The organism is Blautia pseudococcoides (assembly GCF_001689125.2).
GTDB lineage: Bacteria > Bacillota > Clostridia > Lachnospirales > Lachnospiraceae > Blautia > Blautia pseudococcoides.
On sequence record NZ_CP015405.2, the window covers coordinates 1,692,567 to 1,716,834 of the forward strand.

Genomic DNA, 24,268 nt, shown 5'->3' on the forward strand with positions numbered 1-24,268 from the left:
AAGCCGCTCCCCTTTCAGAAGAAGCAGCTTGTTTTCCTCCTGCCATTAATTATAGCATAAGAAAAAGCATAAAAAAATACCAACAGAGCTTGTTTTTTCTCTGTTGGTGCATCAACACTTCCTAAACTGAGGGGATACGGTCAGGGATAAAAGACCATGCCCTCCAGTGTTTTTTCCACATCAATGACGGAATACAATTTATCCCTGTACCGGTAAAGCCCCTTCTCTTTCCATCTCTCTGAAGCAGCTACGCCCAGTGGATTTGTTATCTTTTCCGCATCTGTATAGGAGATGATGTACGGCTCCCTGGAAAGCCGGATGCCCAGAAAATACTTCCGGTGCTTTACGATCACCACGATCACCCGACTCTGATTCCCCTCATCCGCTTCCTGTGCCTCCTCAATCTTTATGACAGGAATCATAGCTCCCTTGTAGCTGCACACCCCCTCAAAATCCCATGGCATACACGGAATCTTTGAAATCTTAAAGTCATAGCTGATCTCAACCACGCAGGAAAAGTCCACTGCATAATTTTTTCTGCTACCGGGAAAACACAGAATTTCCGTTATTTCACTCTCGCTCATGGACTGCCTCCTTCGTAAACTTTTCAATCAGGGTTTCAATATCAAGAGCCGCACATATTTTGCCGTTTCCCATAATACTGCATCCGCTGATGCCCGTATGCCGCCTGAAGCCAGGGCCGAACAGAGCCGGAAGCTGCTTCACCACGATCCTCTTCTGCTCATACATAGAGTCAATGATAAGAACACCCTCCCGCTTGGCGCTTTTCACATATACCAAAAGGGAGGTGTCAGGATATGCGCCCTCTATCTGGTAAGCTTCCCTCAAATCCAGCAGGGGAAACATACGGCTGTCATACAAGATATACTTTTTGTCATTTCTCCAGTGTATATAATCTCTGTTCTCCTCATAGCTGAAAAAGCGCTGTACATATCTGGATGGAACAGAAAAGCGGTATTCTCCCACCCGGAACCTGGTACACTCAATGGTGGCCAGGGACAGGGGGAGGGTGATCGTGAAGGTGCTTCCCTTCCCCTCCTCACTCTGGATATACAGATGGCCCCCTGCCTCCTCCAGAATATTCTTCACCACATCCAAACCTACGCCCCGGCCCGAATACTCTGTAACCTCCTGATTGGTGGTAAACCCAGGGGAGAGGATCAGTTCCAGAGTCTCCTGGGGATCGTACTCTTCTTCCGGTTTTGTAAGGAGATGTTTTTCCTTGGCTTTTTCCAGGATTTTTGCTAAGTTTATGCCTCTTCCGTCATCAGAAACGGAGATCATCAGCTCACCTATGGTATTTTCCGCACTGAAAGTAATGCTGCCTTTTGGATTCTTGCCTGCTGCCTCACGCTCTTTCGGAAGTTCCAGTCCATGGTCCACCGCGTTTCTGATAATATGGAGCAGCGATTCTGAGACATAGTCCACCACACTTTTATCCGCTTCAATATCACCACAGTTTACAATCAGTTCCGCTTCTTTTCCCTGGTCCCTGCAGATATCCCGCAGAATCCGCTTCAGCTTTGGAATGACCTTTGACACGGGGACCATACGGATTTCCATGACGGTACGCTCCATCTCCTCGATCAGACGGTTGACCTGATAGGCCGTCCCTTCTCTTAAATCATCCATACCACGGCTTTTCAGCTCCTCATCCAGAGTCAGCATCAGTATCAGCAGTTCTCCCGACAGGTTTTGAAGTCTGTCCAAACGGTCCGTCCGTACATTGAGAAACTCCACCTCTTTTGTCTCTGAAGGACTGTCCGCTTTCCGTGCTTTCTTTTCCGGCGGTGCTTCCGGTTTCTTCTCTTCATCTCTGAGGACTTCATGATCCTTTACAAAAAGTCCGCGTTTGACTGCATCCAGGACTTCTTCCTTTTTATCACTTTCAAACCGGATGAAAACCCCGTTTTTGTTGATATACTCTGCTCCCTGCTGGGATTTTTCCAAATCCTGGGGATAACTCTCCACACTGCTGCAGAGACTTCCGATCTTTCTGATGATCATATAGGCACGGATGTTCTCCATACGGCAGCCTTCTTCAAACCGGATCCGTATAACAACACCTGGCTTTTTCTGGAAGCTTTCCGGGATTCCTACCGGTATGGTCTCTGATTTTTTTTCTGTTTCTTCTGTCCGGGAAGAAGCAGAATCCGCTTCTGCCGGTATAGGCATATCCGCCGCATCTTTTATATGACTTAACTCCTCCAGACTTTTCAGGTAGTCTTCTATTTTCTTCTCTATCTCGTTAGTATCCTTTGGCGTATAATTATCCTCAAGCATCCGCTTCAGTTCATTATCCACAAAATCAGACACCTTAAACAGCAGGTCAAACAGCTCCGGCTTTATGCGGCTGATCTCCCCTTTCTGCTCCCTGTAATAGGAGAAGAGGTCTTCCAGTTTATGTGCCATGCCTGACAGAGCGTGAAGCCCCATCATGGCGGAAGAGCTTTTGATGGTGTGCATGATCCTGAAAACTGTATTGATATCATCCTCTGAAAACGTCTTGTTTTTATCCGCTTCCAGCAGGACTCCGTTTAGCTGTTCCATAAGCTGGCGTGTCTCCAGAAGGTACACTTCCAGCATTTCTTCTGCATCTGCATCGAAATATCCCATATTTATTCACCGCTCACCGTATGTCTTTGTACCAGACACTGCGGTTCTTTCCGTTTCGTTTCCCGTAGTAAAGTGCTTTATCCGCACAGTTGACGCTGTCCTCTATCCTGTCCGGTTCCTTATAGGTATGAAGCCCCATAGTCAATGTACAGGAGAATTCCCCGTCCGGATGATAAATCCGGAATGCCTCCACTTCCCTGCGGATACGCTCACTGATCTCAAAAGCCTCCTCCTCCGTCACGGCAAAGAGGACGATCAGGAACTCTTCCCCGCCCCAGCGGATGACCCTGTGGTCCCTGCACTGCTCTTCCAGTATATTGGCAATACACACAAGTGCTGCATCCCCGGCATCGTGTCCGTATGTATCATTGATTTTCTTAAAGTCATCAATATCTGCCATGATCAGAACTTCTGTGGCTTTCTCCGCATTATGGTCCCTCATATCCTCCATAAGGTTCCCAACCACATATCTCCTGTTGTACAGACCGGTAAGCCCATCTCTGAAAGCCATAAAATTCAGCTTTTCCATATTGGTGAGCAGCTCTTTATTCTGCCGGTTCAGCATATCTTTCTGCTTTTTCATCTCAAGATGGGCGTGAACCCTGGACCGCAGTTCTGCAGTGGTGAAAGGCTTTTTGATATAATCGCAGGCGCCCATAGAAAATCCCTTGACCACATCCTCGTCCCTGTCTTTAGAAGTGAGAAACAAAACTGCTGCTTCGTTCTGCCCTACTTCCTTCAGTTTTCCAATCAGCTCATATCCCTCAATATCCGGCAGTACCACATCCAGAAGGATCAAATCCGGCTGATACTGCATAGCCATATCCACAGCCTCCTGCCCATTATGTGCCTCGCAGAGAAAAACAGGCTCTTCTTTCAGTGCTGTCTGAATCTGTTTACATACCATCAAGCTGTCATCAACAGCCAAAACGATATTCTTACCGTTAAAATCCATATCTGCCTCCCATATTGTTATAAATTTACTGTTTTTTTTCTTACTGTTTTTACCTGGACTGTGCCGTCGTCAGCACAAAATTCCAGAGTCCTGCCGTAATTGGCCCCTGTGTCCTCGGCAACAATACGGATACCTGCCATACGCAGGGTCTGCCTGACAGCCACAGTGTTCTTTTCACCAATATCCCATTCCAAACCGCCGGTATGGAACATCTTGGCTCCCCCGGCTATTTTAGCTGTCATCCTTTTTTTGTCGGCCCCGTGTTTCTGCATTTCCATGATCAGTGCGGGAATCCCGCTTTTTGCAAACTTATAGGGATTACTCTTTACGGTAGCGCTGTTCTCATCCGGCAGCACGATATGAGCCAGTCCGGCTATTTTTATTTTGCTGTCGTACAGGCAGATACCCACACAGGACCCTAATGCATAAGTGACCAGCATCTGTCCGTCAAAGGCAATCCTGCCTTCCGCAATACCTACTGTAATTTTATCCATTTTGCAACTCCTCAAGTTTCCGGAGCAAAGTATGCAGAGTATCCATTTCCGGAAGGAACAAGATACGGCCTGAAAAAGTTCCGGTATTCATACAGAACAGATTATCTATCATCAAGAGTTCCTCACTTGTTCTGAGAAAACGTGACATAGCGGCAGTGAGTATGGCACCGCCCATATCAACGCTGATCTGGGGAACCGAAACATCCATCTCCATATCCAGAAGCTGGGACAGGGCCCGGATATAAGAGCCGCACATAATATTCCCCAGTTCCAGCAGCAATGATTCTTCCATCTCTGTCAGTCTGGTGAAATCTGTTATCTCCTCACCCAGTACCAGACGCACCACCTGGCCGGTAAACGTCTCATCCAGAAGAAAGAGAAACATACCGTTTATCTCTCCGAAAACTTCCACCATAATTCCTGTGAGCGGTGTTTCCGCTTCGGCAATGATCTCTGTTATCTGCTGAAAAGGCAATACTCTCAGATTGGGCGTATCAATCTCCAGCGGACAGTTCAGAAGCTGAGACAGAGCACTGACCGCATTTCCGGTCCCGATATTGCCCAGCTCCTTTATAAAATCCTTAGAAAGTTCCTCCAATTCCACTTCACAATTCATTCTCTTCCCCTTTATCCATCAAATCTCAAATTGTTCCACCAGTTCCTTTAACATCTGCGCCTGTGCGGACAGCTCCTCACTGGCAGCCGCGCTCTCCTCCGAGGATGCCGAATTGCCCTGTACAATATCAGAGATCAAATCCATGCTTTTGCGCACCTGCATGATCGCATCCGCCTGCTGGACCGATACTTCTGAGATTTCATCCATCATCTGATTTACTTCCTGGGCCCTTTCTACAGAGTCCTTTAAAGAGTCAGCCGTGGTATGGACCGTATCCATCCCTACATTGACTGCCTCTGAATTCTTATCTACCAGTCCTGCAGTCAGTTTGGATGCTTCCGCTGTCTTAGATGCCAGGCGGCGGACCTCTCCGGCCACCACAGAGAAGCCTCTTCCTGCTTCCCCGGCTCTTGCTGCCTCCACAGATGCGTTCAGAGCCAGTATATTGGTCTGGAAGGCAATATCCTCTATTTCTTTTACAATCCCGGTGATCTCCTGAGAATTGTTCTTGATCTCTTTTATGGCGGTCAGCAGTCTGTGCATCTGCTGGTCATTGTTTTCCAGGCTGCGTCCCACGTTATCTGCCAGTTTGCTGGATCTTACGGCTTTCTCTGCATTGCCGTTGATGCTCTCTGTGATCTCGCTGATGCTGACAGCCAATTCCTCAATGGAGCTGGCCTGCTGGGATGTCCCCTGTGCCAGGGTCTGTGCAGCGTTAGATACCTGTTCCGCGCCGCCTGCCACCTGCTCCGCACTGCCGTTGATCTGCCGGATCGCATTGCGCAGCAGCTCCCCGATTTCATCCAGGGCATCTCCCAGGGCTACAAAGTCCCCTTTGAATTTTACTTTGGTACGATAGTTCAACTTTCCTTTGCCAAGGGCTGTCATTCCTGTCTTAATTTCCGATACATAGGCATTCAGGGCCATTGTGGTCTGACGGATGCTTTCCGCAAGCTGCCCCAGCTCATTTCGGGAGGTAAAGGACAGATTGGCCTGAAGTTTCCCCTCCGCCACAGACTGCGCCGCTTTTTTTATCTCATTTACAGGTTTTAGAATACTTCTGGTAATGGTCAGCCACAAGACACAGGTGATCAGGATACTGACAAAAGCCAGGATAAGGATCATGATCCTGGCCTCCCCGTTGGATATCAGGGAAGTATTCAGCGTATTCTCCGCATCCATTATACATTCATCGGTCACCTGGGAGAGGGTATCACTTACTTGTTTCATTTTTGATGCGTATTCATTTACATAGATTTCCAACGCTTGTTTTGCATCACCGCTCTCCAGCAGGGATATGACCCTGTCCCTGGTGAGTTTATAGGATGCGAATCCTTCGCCCAGATTCTTGATCAGTTCTGTATCACTTCCGTATCCGGTCTGCAGAAATTCCAGCTTTTTTTCCACTTCCTGACTAGCTGACTTTGTCTGCATCATCAGTTCATCTTCATCCATGACATTATCCGTTGCCGCCATAATAGTCAGATTCTTTCCAACCAGATGAAGGTTGGACAACATACTCATGGACGCTTCCACATTGGCGAAAGGCTGGTTATAAAAATTATCTATTTTTTCCGACATGTTCCGGATGGTATGCAGAGAGATGAAAACAGTAAATATATACAAAACAATAATTGACGCAAAAGCTGCGATCAGTTTTGTTCCTATTTTCAGATTCAAAAAGTAGTTTTTCATCACACTTTTTCCTTTCACTCATCTATGGGAAAACAACTGTCCACGATTCTTAAAAACTCATCCTTCTTGAACGGCTTTACAATAAAATCTCTGGCCCCCATTACAATCGCTCTCTGGATCACAGTTTCCTGACCCATAGCTGAACACATTACAACCGCGGCATCCTCGTCCTGCCTTAAAATCTCTTCCAGCACTTCCAGTCCGGATTTGCCCGGCATGGTGATATCCAAAAGGACCAGATCCGGGTTGTATTCTCCGAACATGGCAATTGCCTCATCACCGTCCCTGGCCTCCTCCACATTGGCATATCCTCCTTCGGACAAAATTTTCCGGATGGACTTTCTCATAAACATGGCGTCATCCACAATCAAGATTTTCTTTTCCATATACTCACCTTAGCTTCTCTCTATTTTTTTTATACACGGCAGGAAATACCGGTTCCAATTTGATCTCACCGCGGTTTAAAAGTTCAGCGTGTCCAATCACCAGATAGCCCCCCGGCTTCAGGCTGGCCTCCAGTTTCTTCACCAGGGTCTCCTTGGCTTTTTTATCAAAATATATCATAACATTTCTACAGAAGATCAGATCAAACTGCTCCGTCCCCATATAAGGTGACAGCAGATTCTGATTCTGAAACCGGATGTTCTGCTTCAGCCGCTCCTCCACACAGAATGTTTTTGCATCCGCTGACCGAAAGTATTTATTCTTCCAATCCGCCTGAAGCCCTTCCACTTCTTTTGCCGTGTAGATCCCCTTCCCCGCCTTTTCCAACACCTGACCGGAAATGTCTGTTGCCAGGATCCTGTAATTTAACAGTTTTCCTGTCCGGTCCCTGTTATCCTGCAGGATCATGGCAATGGTATAACACTCTTCTCCGGTGGAACATCCCGCGCACCAAACATTCAGAATACCTCTGCTGCTTTTGGATAATTCCGGCAGGATATGGTCACGCAGGATTGTAAAATGAGCCGGCTCCCTCATAAAATATGTATAATTGGTAGTCAGACGGCTTACCATATTGGAAGCCGTCATTCCGGTTTTGTCTTTCTTTAAAAGCTCCATATATCTGCCAAAGGTTGTCACACCCTGGGATTCCAGTTCTTTGGACATGCGGCATTCGATCAATGTCTTTTTTTTCTCCAGATTAATGCCGTAACTCTGACGCATATATTCCACTATCTCAGCAAATTCTTCTTCTTTAAGCCTGATCACTTTTTCTCTCCCATATCCCCGGTTTCACTTCTGTCAATTCTTCCCGGTCAATCTCTTCTTCCCCGGTCAGTTCCTCTGCAGCAGCCCCCACGATCAAATCACCTTGCGGCTTCATAAGAATACCGCATTTTGCATCTCTTCCGCTGCCCAGACGGTAATATACGGCAAGGCGGCCTTTATAAACAGAGATGCCCAGTATTTCGTCTCCTGCTCCGGGAACTTTCCATATTTGGGGATTCAGGTAAAGGGTTTCCGTCTTCTCTTTCTCTATATACAAAATTCTTTCCCTGGTTCTCACCTTTATAACTTCCATTGTCTCTCCTTCAATATCTCCGGCTTCAGCACATAGGCCAGCACTTCATCCTCCTGCCCTGTCTGAAGCAGTACAGCTGCCTCCAGATACCGATTCGTCTCATTCCATGCCGGTTCAGCCAGAGACAGGAAAGCTCTTTTGTCAAGGACCCGGATCCCCAATACCCTTTCCGCCAGAAACCCTGCATTCTCCTCGTCCGCCAGAATCAGGTATTCCTGTGTTTTTCCTTTATATCCGGGGCTGGTAAGTCCGGCAAAATCTATAAGGGAAGTTTTCCCTTTTTTTTTCGTCCTCTCGCTGATTCTGTCCACCCAGGACAGAGGAAGAAGATAATGCACTTCATCTGCCATAAATTCCAGATATTCCAGCTGCTGGTCTCCCATTACAACGCCGCCTTTCTTAATGGATTTCTACTATCTCTATAATACTTGATTGCCGCAGAAAAGACAATATAAATATAAAAACAGCGCAGGCAACGATTCGCATTCATTGCCTGCGCCGAATATGGTTATAGATTATTTCTGCACAATATTGATTATCTTTTTCGGAACATAAATCTCTTTTACTATGGTCCCGGTGATCTTATCTGCAATGGCTTCTTTTCCTGCGGCAACGGCCTCCTCCTTGGATGCCTCTGCGCTTATATTGATAACCGCTCTTGTCTTGCCGTTGATCTGTACCGGCACTTCGATCTCGTCATCCTTCATGGCCTCCTCATCAGCCTCAGGCCACTCTGTGTGGAATACAGAATCTTCATGTCCGTACGCCTCCCAGAGCTCCTCTGTCAGATGGGGTGCAAAAGGAGCCAAAAGCTTGATAAATGTCTCTATAGTCTCCTTATCTATTCCGCCTGTCTTCTTGGCAAGCTCGATCAGCTTATTGTTGTATTCCATGAAACCGGAAATAACGGTATTCAGGCTGAAGCTCTCCAGACGCTGTGTGATCTCAAAGACAAGTTTATGGCGCAGCTTCACCATCTCTTTTGTCTCAGCGATGCCTGCTTCCAAACTATCCATGGACAGCTTCCAGAAACGGTTCAGGAAACGGTATACACCGTCAATCCCTCTGTCATCCCACTCTGCATCCAGCTCCGGCGGTCCTACAAACAATTCGTAGAGACGCAGGGAATCGCATCCGTAGTCTCTTACCAGGTCGTCCGGGGAAACTACATTTCCTTTTGACTTGCTCATCTTAATGCCGTTCTTGCCGGTGATCATACCTTGGTTGAACAGTTTCTGGAAAGGCTCATCAAAATCAATCGCTCCGATATCGCAAAGGAACTTGGTATAGAAACGGGAATACAAAAGGTGGAGAACCGCGTGCTCCACACCGCCGATATACATGTCAACCGGCAGGTATTTATCTGCTTTTTCGTTGGAAACCAATTCTTCGTCATTTTTATTGTCCACGTAACGCAGGAAGTACCAGGAGGACCCTGCCCACTGAGGCATGGTGTTGGTCTCACGTTTCGCAGCAGCACCACAGACGGGACAGGTGGTATTGACCCACTCATCAATAGCGGCCAGCGGTGACTCACCAGTGCCTGTAGGCTCGTAGGATTCCACCTCCGGCAGTGTGAGCGGAAGCTGATCTTCCGGAACCGGAACATTTCCGCAGTGCGGACAGTGGATGACCGGAATAGGCTCGCCCCAGTAACGCTGGCGGGAGAATACCCAGTCACGTAGTTTGTAATTTACGGTCTTCTTGCCAATTCCCATTTTTTCTATCATAACAGGTGCCTCTTTTTTCAGCACCGAGGATTCCATGCCATTCCACTCACCGGAATTGATCATGGTACCGCTGGCCTCTGTGTAGGCTTCCGTCATGTTTTCAATCTCTTTGCCGTCCTTGGCAATCACCTGGATAATCGGAATATGAAATTTGGTGGCAAACTCAAAGTCACGGGCATCATGGGCAGGTACACACATGATAGCGCCTGTGCCGTAGTCCGCCAGTACATAATCTGACAGCCAGATGGGAACTTTCGCTCCGTTTAACGGATTGACTGCATAAGTCCCTGTGAACACACCCGTCTTCTCTTTATCCTGGAGACGGTCCACATTAGACTTCATGGAAGCGTCATAGATATATTTTTCTACGGCATCCTTGTTTTCCGGTGTGGCAAGGGAGGCAGCCAGTTTGTGCTCCGGTGCTAAAACCATGAAGGTAGCGCCGTGAAGCGTATCCGGTCTTGTGGTGTAAACTGTGATTTTCTCATCTCGACCTTCAACCGGGAAGTCTACCTCAGCACCGTAGGATTTTCCGATCCAGTCAGACTGCATCTTTTTAACCTTCTCCGGCCAGTCCAGTTTGTCCAGGTCACTTAAAAGACGGTCCGCGTATTTTGTGATGCGGAGCATCCACTGGCGAAGGTTCTTTTTCGTCACAGTAGAACCGCAGCGTTCACAGCATCCGTTTACAACCTCCTCATTGGCAAGACCTGTTTTACAGGACGGACACCAGTTGATGGGGAATTCCTTTTCATACGCAAGGCCTTCTTTGAACATTTTCACGAAAATCCACTGAGTCCATTTGTAGAAGCCCGGATCTGTGGTGTTGACTTCTCTGTCCCAGTCATAAATAGCTGCAATATCATTGATCTGCTTCTTGATGTTCGCCACATTCTGTGCGGTGGATTTTGCAGGATGAACACCCATCTTAATGGCGTAATTCTCAGCCGGAAGGCCGAACGCATCCCATCCCATGGGATGGATCAGATAATAACCCTGCATCATTTTATAGCGGCTCCACACATCAGAGATAACATATCCTCTCCAATGTCCTACGTGAAGTCCGTTTCCTGACGGATATGGGAACATATCCAGACAGTAGTATTTGGGCTTTTGGCCGTCATCTGTGTTCACCGGCTTTTCTTCCCAGTTTTTTTTCCATTTCTGTTCGATCGCCTTATGATTATAAGGTACTGCCATAATTTTATTCCTCCTGGTTTTCGTTTTTCATGCCTGTTTGGGCAGCTATCATTTATGCCGAAGCATAGAAAAAGCCCTTTAGTCACTATATTTAGAGACGAAAGGGCTTATTTTTCCGTGGTACCACTCTAATTCATCCACAATGCCGGATGCACTCATTTCGGTTCTGTAACGGGAACTCCCGCCCCCACTTACCTGCACTCCGGCTATCAGTACGGGAACTCCGAGGCCAGTTCAAAAGCTTCTCTATGCTGCCTTGCACCAGCCGGCAGCTCTCTGAATAAAGAATACTCTCTACTACTCCTCATCACAGTCTCTTCCATATTGGCTTTTTGTTATAAACTACCTGTTATTCTACCGATATCGCCAGATTTTGTCAAGACTCTATACGGTATCTTTCCAAAAAATCCTGTTCGTGACTGTGAGCAGCAGTTTCTATTCTTCCAAAGAAAGCACGGTGCAGACAGGCTCCCCTTCCGTATATTCAATCGTAAGGGAATCACCCACATCAAACTTCACGATTTCCGGATACTCGGTTACCGGCAGATCAAACACCAGGTTTTTGTCCTCCAGCACAACATAGAAATGGGAGTTTCCGTCAATGACCGCCTGGGCCACACGCTTAATTTTGCCGGATACTTTCTGTGCCGTAAGCTCTCCGCCGTCGGAGGAGATGCCGTTGGCTGACAATAGCTTCACATAAGCCTTCTCACATTCAGCCACTGTATCCCCGATGGCCACATTCTGGTACTTCTGGATATTGACCATGGCGTATTTTTTCACCAGACCTGCCCCATCTTTTAAAGCCATAAAATATGTGGGCTCCCCGGAGATATTCAGAAGCAGCGGGAACGCTGCCGTGTATTTTAGGTTCTGTACCTGTCCTTCCGCGGATTCCATAGCGGAATACTCTTCAGCCCCGGCACAGGAGTAATATCTTGTCTCCATGGTACGCTGGTTCATCAGCACAAATCCCACGTTGGAACGGTCGCCGCTGACTGAGGTAATGCCTGTGTATACCCACACATCATCCTCCAGCGCCAGGTAATTATACCCGTCTGTTGTCTTGAGACATCCCTTCTGTCCAAGAATGCTGTTAAAAAATCCGTTTTTCAGCATTCCGTGATAATTATAGAGCTGGATCAAAAGGTCTGCCGGATAGGCACGGTCTACCCACTGGGGACAGTCTTCTATCTTATATTCTGTGGTCTCTCCTGTGATGGCGTTACAGAGAACCACCTTGCCGATGGTCTGTCCGCCGAAAAGGCCTATGTTGAATTTCTTAACAGGACAGATCCAGTAAGGAACTCCCTCATCGTTGATCTCAAAACTTAACTGGTCAAACATGTAGGTTGGATAGCTGAACCGCAGATGTCTGTAAATGTTCCTGTTGAAATACTCGGATTCGGAATACTTAATTCCCTCCTCCAGCTTTACCAGCTCTGTATTCTGTGTGGCCATATCAATGCGGATATAAGCCGGGATTCCCTCCTTCTGGTTTGTCAGCCATTTGATGGGGCTGGCGTACACAAGAGGCGTTACCCTGTAAGGCTGTCCCTGATAGTTGATCTGTGAATAAATTTTGCTCACCTCAAACTGGGACACCATATCCACCATACTTCCCATTTTTCTGTTGCCCAGAAGTTCTGCGGAATCTTTGTCAAGAAGAGGAATCTGATTATAACTGATCTCCTCAATGTCTTCTGTAAAATCCCTCTCTTCCGGTGCTGCAAGCTGCTGATACTTGTTGGCGTTTACGATCGGGGAGGACAACAGGGTTCCAATGGCATATACTGCGATGATCGCTGCGATCACCAGCAATCCCCCCTTCATCACCTTGTTCTTTTTTATGTCCTCCACACTGTGAAAGCGCTTCCTGATTCCGTACACTACCAGGATCACCACTACGATCGCTGCCAGGAAGAACCAAAAGCCGCTTTCATGAATGTTGATGGCAGGCAGCGTAAAATAGTAATAGAGGAATGCCAGGATTACCACAGCAAGACCCGCCGCAATTTTTTTCTTCATACTTTTACCAAATCCTTTCCGGGTGCTCACCCGATTTGTTTAGCATACAGTTTACCATGAGAGAACGCCGGATACAAGTTTTTTTCATATAAAGACCCCGGAAAACCGAATCTTTCGGTTTCCGGGGTGAAAATATCTGATTATTCGTTCTCTTCTGCACTTGCGCGGGCTGCAATTTCTTTCTCCTGGATATCAGAAGGTGCCTGCTCATAACGTGAGAATTCAAAGGAGAAGTTTCCGCTTCCGCCTGTCATGGACCGCAGGTCTGTGGAGTATCCATAGATAGATAACATCGGTACATCTGCTTCCACCACGGTGCATCCCTTATGGTCAGGATCCGGATTCATGCCCAGCACACGGCCGCGGCGTTTATTCAGATCACCCATAACATCACCGGTGTATTTGTCCGGAACCATTACTTTCATGGAAACGATCGGCTCCAAAAGTACCGGGGACGCTTCCATAAAGCCCTTCTTAAAGGCCTGAACTGCGGCTGTCTTAAACGCCATCTCAGAAGAGTCTACCGGGTGGTAAGAACCATCGTAGAGCACTGCCTTCACACCAACGACCGGATAAGATGCCAGCGGTCCTTTCACCACGGAATCCTGAACACCCTTTTCCACTGCCGGGAAGTAGTTCTTAGGAACTGCGCCGCCGACTACAATCTGTTCAAACACATAAGGCTTCTCCAGATCGCCGGAAGGCTCAAAGGTCATTTTTACATGGCCATACTGGCCGTGGCCGCCGGACTGTTTCTTATATTTTGCCTCCACGTCAGCTTTTTTACGGATAGTCTCGCGGAACGGAACTTTAGGTTTGGAAAGCTCAATATCCACTTTATAGCGTTCTTTCATTTTGCTCATCACAATGTCAAGATGCTGTTCACCGATACCATAGATCAAGGTCTGGCGGTTGGCGGAATCATTCTCCACACGCAGTGTCAAATCTTCCTGCATCATTTTGGACAGAGCCTGGGAAACTTTGTCGTCATCGCCCTTGTTCACGGTTTTGTATCTCTTGTATGTATACGGAACGGAAATCTCTGTCTTGCCGAACACAAGAGGGGTGCTCTTGGTTGAAAGCGTATCTCCGGTAGCCACGGTGTTTAATTTGGCAATGGCACCGATATCACCGGCATGCAGCTCCGGTACCTCGATGGGTTTGGAGCCTTCCAGCACATACAGTTTATTTAATTTTTCTTCCGAATCCTTGGTCGCATTGTATAAGGTGTCGTCACCTTTGATAACACCAGAGCAAACCTTAACCAGTGAATATTTGCCCAGGAACGGGTCCACGATGGTCTTGAACACGTATGCGGATTTTGCTTTGGCGAAATCATAGTTGGCCTGGTAAATCTCGTTTGTCTTGGCATTCATGCCTGCGCATGTCTTCTGGTCCGGACTTGGGAAATAACCGCAGATATCATCCAGCAGGTTGGCAACACCCTGTACGTTCACGGCGGAGCCCATACATACGGGAATAATGCTGCCGTCTGAGATATTCATCTTCAGGGCTGCCGAAACCTCTGCCACGGAGAACTCTTCCCCTGCAAAGTAACGGTCCATGAATTCTTCACTGATCTCAGCAACGGATTCCATCAGGGTATCATGGTACTGCTCCAGGTAATCCTGCAGATAGTCAGGAACCGGGCATTCCTTTTTCTGGCCTCTGTCTATGTATCTTCTTCCGGCCTGTTTTACAATGTTTACATAGCCTACGAATTCTTCATTTTCACGGATCGGCATATGGATAGGTGCAATTTTCTTTCCGTACAGTTCGGTCAGGCTTTCCACTACTTTTCTGTAGCTTACATTGTCCACATCCATTTCTGTGACGAAGAACATGCGGGGCAGATTGTATTTTTCACACATCTCCCAGGCTTTCTGGGTTCCCACCTGTACGCCTGCTTTTCCTGAAACCACAATGATCGCCGCGTCGGCTGCCGCAACTGCTTCCTCCACTTCCCCTACAAAGTCGAAATAGCCCGGGGTGTCCAGTACATTGATTTTTACTTTTCCCCATTGAATCGGAACCACAGATGTCGAAATTGAGAATTTTCTTTTGATCTCCTCTTTATCATAATCACTTACCGTGTTACCATCTGTTACCTTTCCCAAGCGGTTCGTAATACCTGACAAGTAAGCCATTGCCTCCACCAGACTTGTCTTTCCGGCACCGCCATGACCGAGCAGGACCACATTTCTAATTCTGTCGCTTCTGAAAACGTCCATATGTAATACCTCCCAATTTTTGATATGTATATATTTTACTAAAAAGGTAGCAACAATTCAAGTATTTTATTCAAATTAGACAAGAAATTTTTCTATATGTTTGGTTATCCTTGCAGTGTATCACTTTAAAGCGCAAAATCGTTGACAATTGACGCTCCTTGTCATAAAATAATAATGTTTGGCGGACATATATCCGCTGTTTATTACGGCAGAAATGCATCGGTTACAGGCTTTCTGCTGTCACAAAAAGAAGAAGGGTAACTACTCTTATACACGGTCGGCGCAGTCCATGCGCAGATTTGACGGAACAGTTACGAAAAAGGAGCATATATCTTATGGAAACAACTACGATTGGCTTTATCGGTCTCGGCTTGATCGGCGGCTCTATAGCCAAAGCCATCCGGAAATTTCATCCGGAATATCAGATTCTCGCATACAACCGGACCAGGGACACTTTAGAGGACGCCGTCTTCGACGGTATTGTGGATATTGCCTGTGATGAACAGGATTCCAAATTTGCCCTCTGTGACATTATTTTCCTGTGCGCCACCGTGGACTATAATATAGAATGTCTCCCCTGGCTGAAGCAGATCATACGGCCCGGCTGTATTCTCACCGATGTGGGAAGTGTGAAGGGCGAGATACATAAAGCGATCACAGCCCTGTCCATGGCCCCAAATTTCATTGGCGGGCATCCCATGGCGGGAAGCGAAAAAACCGGATATGAACATTCCACTGACCATCTGATTGAAAATGCTTACTATATCCTGACTCCTTCCGAGGAGGTAGGGCTTGACAAAATAGGGGTTTACACAGAGCTTGTGACCTCTATCGGTGCCCTGCCCATGATACTGACCTATGAGGAACACGACTACATTACCGCAGCAGTCAGCCATCTGCCTCATGTGGTGGCAGCCGCCCTTGTGAATCTGGTCCACAAGCTGGATTCCCCCTCGGAGCATATGAAAGCCATTGCGGCCGGAGGTTTTAAGGATATTACCAGGATCGCCTCCTCCTCCCCTTATATGTGGCAGCAGATCTGCATGGAAAACCCGGAGAACATCTCCCAGGTCTTAGATGAGTTTATCCGCCTGATCGTACAGGCAAAATATCTGGTGGACCAGCACGACGGGGAGGGTCTGTTCCGGATGTTCTCAGACTCCAGGGAGTACAGGGATTCCATCAGCGACACTTCCAGCGGGCCCATCAAGAAAGAGTATGCCCTATACTGTGATATTATTGACGAGACAGGTGCCATCGCCACCATTGCCACCTTATTGTCCATGAACAATATCAGTATTAAAAATATCGGCATTATCCATAACCGGGAATTTGACGAAGGTGTACTAAAAATTGATTTCTATGATCAGACAGCCCAGAAAGAGGCCGCAGAACAGCTTGGAAAACGGAACTATATTATATATGAGCGTTAGGAGCAGCACATGAAATTCACAAAAAGAAATGCCCTGAGGGGCGAAGTTACCATACCCGGAGACAAATCCATCTCTCACCGGGCAGTCATGCTGGGCGCCATCTCACAGGGCACCACCCGTATCACTAATTTTTTAAGAGGCGCGGACTGTCTCTCCACCATAGCCTGTTTCCGAAAAATGGGAATTGACATCCAGGTGTCCCCGGAACAGATTTTGGTACACGGAAAAGGCCTCCATGGCCTGAAGGCCCCGTCGGATACCCTGGATGTAGGCAACAGCGGAACCACTGCAAGACTCATATCCGGCATTCTGGCCGGACAGACTTTTGAAAGTACACTGACAGGAGACGCCTCCATCCGGAAGCGCCCCATGAAACGGATCATCACCCCCCTGTCTATGATGGGGGCAGATATTGAGAGCCTCCATGGAAATGATTGTGCTCCTCTGCGCATCCGGGGCAGTCATATAAAAGGGATACATTACGATTCCCCCGTGGCCTCCGCCCAGGTAAAATCCTGTATCCTTTTGGCCGGACTGTACGGGGACAGCCAGACAAGCGTCACAGAACCCTATGTCTCCAGAGACCACTCGGAGCGTATGCTGTCAGGCTTTGGAGCCAGCCTTCAAACAGAGGGCTGCACCGTAAGCATACAGCCGGAACCGGAACTGGTTGGACAGGAGGTAGCCGTACCGGGAGATATCTCTTCCGCTGCTTATTTTATCGCTGCTGCCCTTTTAGTGCCAGGCTCTGAACTGCTGATCAAAAATGTGGGCATCAATCCCACCAGGGATGGTATCCTACGCGTATGCCGTCAGATGGGCGCTGACATCACGATCCTGAACCAAAGGGAACATGGCCGAGAGCCGGTGGCAGATCTGCTGGTAAAGCACAGTGCGCTCAAGGGAACAGTCATTGAAGGGGCGGCGATCCCCACACTCATTGATGAACTTCCCATACTTGCAGTGATGGCAGCCTTTGCGGAAGGCTGCACCATGATCCGTGACGCACAGGAGCTAAAAGTCAAGGAATCCAATAGGCTGGATATTCTGGTGCACCATTTAAGCGCAATGGGTGCTGATATCACGGGAACAGAGGATGGTATGATGATCCAAGGCGGCAGAATGCTCCACGGCGCTGTACTGGAAAGCCATTTGGATCACCGGATCGCCATGTCCTTTGCCGTGGCAGGTATTGCCGCGGAAGGTGAGACAGAAATCCTGCAGGCAGACTGTGTAGATATTTCCTACCCCGGATTTTACAAGGATCTGCTGAAAAAATAAAACCTGCCGCAGAAAGGAGCGGAATATGTCGCAGACTACAAAACGGGCACTGTCCCAGTCCCTGAAACATCTCATGGAACAAAAACCCCTGGAGAAAATAACCGTGGTGGATATCTCCGAAGACTGCGGCGTGAACCGTCAGACTTTTTACTACCATTTTCAGGATATCTATGACCTGATCGAATGGATCTATATCAATGAGGCGGAAAAACGGCTGGGAGAAAAGACCACATATGATACCTGGCAGGAAGGTTTTCTCCAAATCCTCTCCTATATTTTAAGTAACCGGAACTTTGTAAAAAACACGTACCACTCTGTCAGCAGGGAGTATCTGGAACACTTCCTTTTCCGGCAGATGTACCGGCTTCTGCTGGGAGTCATAGAAGAAAAAGCGGCAGGCATGGCTGTCCGCGACACGGATAAACAGTTTATCGCCAATTTTTATAAATACGCCTTTGTGGGTTTGATCTGTGAGTGGATCGAGGATGGCATGAAAGAAAATCCCCAGGCCATGACCGACCGCCTGAGCCTTCTGGTACACGGTACCATCACCGGAGCGCTGGAACGGTTTCGGACAGATAAGAGGCATTGATTTTTTATACACTTTTTGCGTAGTGTCAAAAGTTTTGACACTGCGCATTTTCTGTTTATGGCAGTCTTCTCTCTCAGCGGTTATAGTAAAGACAGATAAAACAAAAAACTATGATCCCCAAGAACAAGGAGGTATTCCTATGTATTACAGCAATGGCAATTACGAAGCATTCGCGCGCCCGGTAAAACCCGAAGGCGTGGATAAAAAATCCGCATATCTGGCAGGTTCCGGACTGGCCTCCCTGGCAGCCGCCTGTTTTCTGGTGAGAGACGGACAGATGAAGGGGGAGCATATCCACATTCTGGAAGAATTGTCCCTGCCCGGCGGCGCCTGTGACGGCATCAAAGATGCGCAGAAAGGCTTTATCATCCGGGGCGGACGTGAGATGGAAGATCATTTTGAATGTCTCTGGGATCTTTTCCGCTCCATTCCATCTCTTGAGGTGGAGAACGCCTCTGTGCTGGATGAATTTTACTGGCTGAACAAAAAAGACCCCAACTACTCTCTCATGCGTGTGACCGAGAACAGGGGGCAGGATGCCCACACGGACAATAAATTCGCATTGAGCGACAAGGCAGCCATGGAGATCATGCAGCTCTTTTTCACAAAAGATAAGGATTTGTACGACAAAAAAATCAATGATGTTTTTACGGAGGAATTCTTCAAATCCAATTTCTGGCTCTACTGGAGAACCATGTTTGCATTTGAAGACTGGCACAGCGCTCTGGAAATGAAGCTGTATATCCAGCGTTTCATCCACCATATCGGCGGGCTTCCGGACCTGTCTGCCCTGAAATTCACAAAATATAACCAGTATGAATCCCTGATCCTGCCCATGGTGAAATACCTGGAAGCTCATGGAGTTCAGTTCCAGTATGACACCAAAGTGACCAACGTGATTTTTGACATCACACCGGAAAAAAAGGCTGCCAGAAAAATCATGATGATCCACAACGGCCGGGAAGAGTGCATTGATCTGCTGGATGATGACCTGGTTTTTGTCACCAACGGAAGCTGTACAGAGAATTCCAGCCTTGGGGATGATGATCACGCCCCGGTATTCAATGACACTCCCGGCGGATGCTGGGAGCTGTGGAAAAACATTGCAGCCCAGGACCTCTCCTTCGGAAATCCTGACAAGTTCTGCAGTGAAACAGATAAGACCACTTGGGAATCCGCAACCGTCACCACCCTGGATGACAGGATTCCCGCCTATATCCGGAAAGTCTGCAAAAGGGACCCCTTCAGCGGCAAAGTGGTAACCGGAGGCATTGTGACCTGCAAGGATTCCTCCTGGCTTATGAGCTATACCTTAAACCGGCAGCCGCACTTTAAGGAACAGCCCAAAGACCAGCTCGTGGTCTGGGTCTACGGTCTGTTCACAGATGTTCCCGGAGACTATGTAAAAAAGCCCATGCGTGAATGTACAGGAAGAGAGATCACGGAGGAATGGCTGTACCATCTGGGCGTCCCTGTAGAAGAAATCCCGGATATGGCAGCCAATTCGGCCCGCTGTATCCCCTGCATGATGCCGTATATCACAGCGTTCTTCATGCCAAGGACAGCAGGCGACAGACCTAAGGTGGTGCCGGACGGCTGCGTGAATTTTGCATTTATCGGACAGTTTTCAGATACCGTCCGCGACACAGTATTCACCACGGAGTATTCCGTGCGGACAGCCATGGAGGCAGTCTACACACTACTGGACGTGGACCGCGGCGTACCCGAAGTCTATGGTTCCTGTTATGATATCCGTACCCTTCTGGATGCCACATCCAAAATGCTGGACGGCAAAAAAGCCATAGAGATGAAGGTGCCGTGGATCATGAAGCTCGTGGAGAAGAAAGCCCTGCGAAAGATTTCCGGCACGGTGATCGAAGAACTGCTGAAAGAATATAATGTGATATAAGATAAAGGGGAGGCAGGTGAGATCCGTCACCTGCCTCCCATCATCACTGCCGTGGTACTGAGTTACAGCACCCACTTGCTTTTAACAGCTTATTACTTTTTACCGCTTCATAGGAAGCCTGGATATCCACAGACAGCTTCCTGTCCTTATCCAAAAAAGGAACGATTTTTCTGTATTCCTCAAACGCCTTTCCCGTACATTTCCCAAGCTTATAGTTTCCGCGCAGATCCACTGCCTGCGCTGCGTGCATCAGTTCCATACCCAGGATATACCTGAGATTATCCACAATTTTAAAGGATTTTTCCAATATGAGCACAGCGTTGGAGGCATGGTCCTCAATATACCCGGACAATGCAAAGAAATCCATGGATGAGGGATTCGCCAAAGCTCTGTTCTCGGTATCCAGAGATGTAAACGTCTTCTGGATGGTGGAATATCCGATCACGGTCTTGCCTCCGTCCGGGGATAAAAACCGGGGCAGCCCTGTAAAGGATGGATCTGCCAGCTTGAGAATCCTGTGACATGCGCCTTTTGATATATGGTTCAGTGCAATATTCAGCATTTCCGCCTTTAACGCCAGATTCAGAGGCTCAAAATTACAGCTCACAGACACCCTCTCCTCATCAGGAAGAACACAGGGATTGTCATCCGAATGGTTCAGATGCTGGTTCAGACTCATTTCAAGCAGCTTGACGCATTCCAGTACAGCTCCGTTTATAAAAGCGGAATCCCTGAAACTTAAAGGGTCCTGAAGCGCTTTGCCCTCTGTACCGTCGAAGAGATAACTGCCCTCTAACATATGCAGGCATTCCTGCGCACATTCTGTCTGTTCCGGAAATCCTTTTGCCTCTGTTACACTCCCATCAAGCTGCTGGATCTGTCCGTTTAATCCCTCCAGTCCAATGCAGTATATAAGATTGGAGTTATCGGTCAGCTCTTTTACTTCTCTCAGAAGCAGAGCCGCCATGGCAGCCGCCTGAGAGTTGGAGGATACAATGCCAAGGCCGTCTTTTGGACCCAGGACCAGAGGCTTCATTCCCTCATTTTCCATGGCTTTCCGGCTGTCTGTGGGCTGGCCCTGATAGAGTACATCATTCTCCCCGATTATGGACATGCCGATCATGGCATTTACCGCCAGATCCGCTTCCCCCACAGAGCTTCTTCTCGGAACCAGGGGATGGATCCTTTTATTTAAAAAATCCCTGTAACGTTCCAGTACGTCCCGGGAAAGGCCTGCACAGCCGTACAAAGCCGTATTCAGGCGGATCAGCATAATGGCTCTGACCTCCTCCTCCGTACAATACGGAGGCACACAAAGAGAATGGGAACGCAGAAGGTTTTTATTATACTGGTCAAAATATTCGGTATAAACCTTTCGGTCTTTGTTCCATCCAACCCCTCTGTTTGTCCCGTAAACAGGTGTTTCCGAATCTACCATTCTGTATAATACCTGTTTAGCCTTTTCGGCCCTTTTCATGGCTTCCTCCGAGAGTTCCACAATGGCTCCGTGATATACCACTTCGTAAATCTGATCCAAGGTGAGATTCTTTCCGTCTAAAACAATTTTCTCCATAACTGTTCTCTCCCATTCTGTTCAGTACCGTTGCACTGTTTTCTGAAAATATAATATATTTCCATCAAAATTTTGTTTAAAAAATGCAGAATTGGTCGAGATATTTTCTTTCCCATATGGATGGGATCTTTGACCGTTCCTCTCTGACATCAAAGGTCTGCCTGTCTTCCCCGATCTTCAGCCTGCTTTCACAAGGACAGTCTGAAGAGTGGGTGATCAGGCCGAAGATCCTGCTGTACAGACAGCGTTCCACGGGGTCTCTGCTGTGCCGCGCGTATTGTCCGGCCTTTTTCAGATACATGGCACCTCCCTCAAAGTCGCCTTTTCTGAATAACAGAACCGCTTCGTAGGCATAGGCAGTGCTTCTCTTATACACCACATGGAGATGTTCAAAGCTCTGGACCGCTGCTTTTATATAACGCTCTGCCATACAGTCATTGCCTGTATCAAACAATCCTTTTCCCATATGGAGATACAGCAGGGTTTTGCCGCTGATATTATGGATATTGGCATGGATATCCAGTGATTTTCTGTAATATTCCATGGCACTGTCATAATCTTTTGTCAGACGGCCGATTTCTCCCAGCCAGCTGTAGGCCACTGCTGCATTGGCCCCCCATTCCTCTTTCCACTCCTTATCCAGGAAGATATCCGCTGCCTCAAGCAGTTCCCGGCTGCCTTTTTCCATCTCCCCTTTGAGCACATAGCCAATGCCCTGAAACCTTTTCCAGAAGCCCTGTTCTGCAGATGTGTCAGCAGCCTGCCAAAGTCCTTCCCGGCTGAAACGGATGAGTGCATCCGCCTGACAGGTGTCCATGGCAAGATACGCCTTCTGCTTCAGAGTTTCCTTTGCCGTGCCCTGCAGCTGCTCCAGCAGACCGATATATTCCCAGGACCTTTCATAGTCCGGGATCTTTACATAGGACTGGACCAGCATAGTGAGATAAAGCTCCAGCCGCTCTTTTTCAAAGCCCCCGGGATTGACGGATTCTTTATACGCTTCCACATAGGCTTCCATCTGCTGATAAATAAATTCTATCTGTTTTCTGTTGTTCAGATATGTTTCCGTGTTATACATCACATCGTAAGCATGCAGTACCGGGAAAAATTCGTGGGCGATGGCCAGATATCTGCGCAGATATTCTTTCAGGTAAAAATCCGATTTTTTTCTGTCCTGGCTCTTAAAGTAATGATAGCTGATCTTAGGCAGGAGATCCTCGTTCTTTCCCATAAAAAACTGCTTCTCAAACCGTTTTGCCATGAGGCTGTGAAGACTTTTCCTTTTCGTCAGGCTGAGGCCTTCATAAACCCTTATCCTTTCCTCCTCATCCGGAAAAGAATAATAGATCCTGCCGGCATCCTCTTCCTCCCGTATCATCCCCCCTTGGACAAGGGATTCTATCCCCTCCACAAACAGGGAATCCCCCAGGCCGGAAAAATACATTAATTTTCTGTATTCCGCTCTGTCGCAGAACATGGATATCCATTCCAGCAGGCTTTTGCAGATATCCGACTGGCTTTCACCCGTATGGGAGAAATGCGTTTCCTCCTCCTGCACACGCTCCCGCTCTTTTTGGCTGATGATTTTTTGCCAGAGCTTTGTGATCTCCTCACCGGGCACCTCATCCAGTTCCTGTTCCAATATGTACTGCAGCTCCCGGTAGACCATATCCGCCCGGTTCCTCTGCCCTGCCTTTTCATATAGTTTCATAAGAAGCTGATAATATTTTTCACAGAATTCGTCCATGGCTATGAGGTTTTTACATATCTCCTCACACAGATCCAGTCTGCACTTGTCTTTGAACAGTTCCTCCTCAGTAAGGAAATAAATCTTCTCTGCGGTCTCGATCCTTTTCTGACGTATAAAATTTTCAAACTGACTGCTTTCTTTTACTTCAAAATGTTCTAAATACCAGAAATTCTCCTTACCGGAAAGGATCTCAAGATCACTTTTCATCTCATGCAGATCCATCCACAAGTCCGCTTCCGGGTTGATCCTGAGCTGCTGTCTGCCGTCTGTGATCAAAAAATCCTTCCCGAAAGCCTTTCTGATATGATAGAGCGCATTTCTGTAATTTCTGTTTGCCTTTTCTTCATCATATTTATCTCCCCAGAAGATATCTTCCAGTACCTGCTTATTTTCATATCCTTTGGTAATAAGGTAATAGAACATTCCCTCCGCCCTTCCATAGGGGAACAGATATCTTTTTTTATTTACATAAACTCTGGGTGTTCCTAAAAGAAAAACTTCTATTTTATCCATGCTGTCCTCTCCCTTTTCTGTTCCGCACACTCTATCTATTTATCATAGGCACCACAGGGAAATTAGTCAATAACACTTTTTTAACAAAACTTCAACAGCTATGTTC

19 protein-coding genes and 1 other annotated feature are annotated in these 24,268 nt (G+C 47.6%); of the genes, 4 read left to right on the top strand and 15 right to left on the bottom strand.

Translation table 11 applies throughout. The annotated features are described in order from the left end of the window. Nucleotides 1-140: 140 nt before the first annotated feature. The 13 genes from A4V09_RS07985 to A4V09_RS08045 form a co-directional block, all read right to left on the bottom strand. Entirely contained in the window at nt 141-584 is a 444-nt protein-coding gene (locus tag A4V09_RS07985; RefSeq protein WP_065541883.1) for a chemotaxis protein CheW, read from the bottom strand. Continuing rightward, nucleotides 571-2,637 (bottom strand): chemotaxis protein CheA, encoded by a 2,067-nt coding sequence (locus A4V09_RS07990; RefSeq protein ID WP_065541884.1) that lies wholly within the window; start codon nt 2,635-2,637, stop codon nt 571-573. Before A4V09_RS07990 ends, A4V09_RS07985 begins: the two co-directional genes overlap by 14 nt. Nucleotides 2,638-2,650: 13 nt before the next feature. Next, entirely contained in the window at nt 2,651-3,592 is a 942-nt protein-coding gene (locus A4V09_RS07995; protein WP_065541885.1) for a GGDEF domain-containing response regulator, read from the bottom strand. Between the two features lie 17 nt (nt 3,593-3,609). Next, nucleotides 3,610-4,086 carry a chemotaxis protein CheD gene (locus A4V09_RS08000; protein ID WP_065541886.1) on the bottom strand — a complete coding sequence of 159 codons (477 nt, stop codon included), beginning with the start codon at nt 4,084-4,086 and terminating at the stop codon, nt 3,610-3,612. After that, complete coding sequence (locus tag A4V09_RS08005; RefSeq protein WP_065541887.1) at nt 4,079-4,702, bottom strand: chemotaxis protein CheC; 624 nt, start codon at nt 4,700-4,702, stop codon at nt 4,079-4,081. Before A4V09_RS08005 ends, A4V09_RS08000 begins: the two co-directional genes overlap by 8 nt. A gap of 18 nt (nt 4,703-4,720) precedes the next feature. Next, a complete protein-coding gene (locus A4V09_RS08010; protein WP_065541888.1) occupies nt 4,721-6,397 on the bottom strand; it encodes a methyl-accepting chemotaxis protein in 1,677 nt (558 codons plus the stop codon). 14 nt (nt 6,398-6,411) lie between these two features. After that, nucleotides 6,412-6,783, bottom strand: coding sequence for a response regulator (locus tag A4V09_RS08015; RefSeq protein ID WP_065541889.1), 372 nt, complete (start codon nt 6,781-6,783; stop codon nt 6,412-6,414). A gap of 4 nt (nt 6,784-6,787) precedes the next feature. Next, complete coding sequence (locus A4V09_RS08020) at nt 6,788-7,609, bottom strand: CheR family methyltransferase (protein ID WP_065541890.1); 822 nt, start codon at nt 7,607-7,609, stop codon at nt 6,788-6,790. Further along, nucleotides 7,596-7,922, bottom strand: a complete 327-nt coding sequence (locus A4V09_RS08025) for a hypothetical protein (RefSeq protein ID WP_065541891.1) — start codon at nt 7,920-7,922, stop codon at nt 7,596-7,598. The genes A4V09_RS08020 and A4V09_RS08025 overlap by 14 nt, the downstream gene beginning before the upstream one ends. Then, on the bottom strand, nt 7,910-8,305 hold the full coding sequence (locus A4V09_RS08030) for a hypothetical protein (protein WP_065541892.1): 396 nt from the start codon (nt 8,303-8,305) through the stop codon (nt 7,910-7,912). The genes A4V09_RS08025 and A4V09_RS08030 overlap by 13 nt, the downstream gene beginning before the upstream one ends. Nucleotides 8,306-8,437: 132 nt before the next feature. Continuing rightward, nucleotides 8,438-10,852: a leucine--tRNA ligase gene (leuS, locus tag A4V09_RS08035; RefSeq protein WP_065541893.1), complete on the bottom strand. Its 2,415-nt coding sequence runs from the start codon at nt 10,850-10,852 to the stop codon at nt 8,438-8,440. A 90-nt stretch (nt 10,853-10,942) separates the two neighbouring features. Beyond that, nucleotides 10,943-11,172, bottom strand: a binding site (T-box leader). Nucleotides 11,173-11,287: 115 nt separating this feature from the next. Continuing rightward, nucleotides 11,288-12,880 carry a hypothetical protein gene (locus tag A4V09_RS08040; protein ID WP_065541894.1) on the bottom strand — a complete coding sequence of 531 codons (1,593 nt, stop codon included), beginning with the start codon at nt 12,878-12,880 and terminating at the stop codon, nt 11,288-11,290. Between the two features lie 140 nt (nt 12,881-13,020). Further along, nucleotides 13,021-15,111 (bottom strand): elongation factor G, encoded by a 2,091-nt coding sequence (locus tag A4V09_RS08045; protein ID WP_065541895.1) that lies wholly within the window; start codon nt 15,109-15,111, stop codon nt 13,021-13,023. A 335-nt stretch (nt 15,112-15,446) separates the two neighbouring features. On the opposite strand from A4V09_RS08045, the gene A4V09_RS08050 reads away from it, so the two are divergent. From A4V09_RS08050 to A4V09_RS08065, 4 genes are all read left to right on the top strand, one after another. Then, on the top strand, nt 15,447-16,544 hold the full coding sequence (locus A4V09_RS08050; protein ID WP_065541896.1) for a prephenate dehydrogenase: 1,098 nt from the start codon (nt 15,447-15,449) through the stop codon (nt 16,542-16,544). Between the two features lie 9 nt (nt 16,545-16,553). Beyond that, nucleotides 16,554-17,825 (top strand): 3-phosphoshikimate 1-carboxyvinyltransferase, encoded by a 1,272-nt coding sequence (aroA, locus tag A4V09_RS08055; protein WP_065541897.1) that lies wholly within the window; start codon nt 16,554-16,556, stop codon nt 17,823-17,825. A 25-nt stretch (nt 17,826-17,850) separates the two neighbouring features. Next, nucleotides 17,851-18,417: a TetR/AcrR family transcriptional regulator gene (locus A4V09_RS08060; protein WP_065541898.1), complete on the top strand. Its 567-nt coding sequence runs from the start codon at nt 17,851-17,853 to the stop codon at nt 18,415-18,417. 139 nt (nt 18,418-18,556) lie between these two features. Further along, nucleotides 18,557-20,326, top strand: coding sequence for an oleate hydratase (locus A4V09_RS08065; RefSeq protein WP_065541899.1), 1,770 nt, complete (start codon nt 18,557-18,559; stop codon nt 20,324-20,326). Nucleotides 20,327-20,369: 43 nt separating this feature from the next. On the opposite strand, the gene A4V09_RS08070 is transcribed toward A4V09_RS08065, so the two are convergent. Both A4V09_RS08070 and A4V09_RS08075 read right to left on the bottom strand, forming a co-directional pair. After that, complete coding sequence (locus tag A4V09_RS08070; protein ID WP_065541900.1) at nt 20,370-21,899, bottom strand: HAL/PAL/TAL family ammonia-lyase; 1,530 nt, start codon at nt 21,897-21,899, stop codon at nt 20,370-20,372. Nucleotides 21,900-21,975: 76 nt separating this feature from the next. Further along, on the bottom strand, nt 21,976-24,162 hold the full coding sequence (locus A4V09_RS08075) for a BTAD domain-containing putative transcriptional regulator (RefSeq protein WP_065541901.1): 2,187 nt from the start codon (nt 24,160-24,162) through the stop codon (nt 21,976-21,978). Nucleotides 24,163-24,268 lie beyond the last annotated feature (106 nt).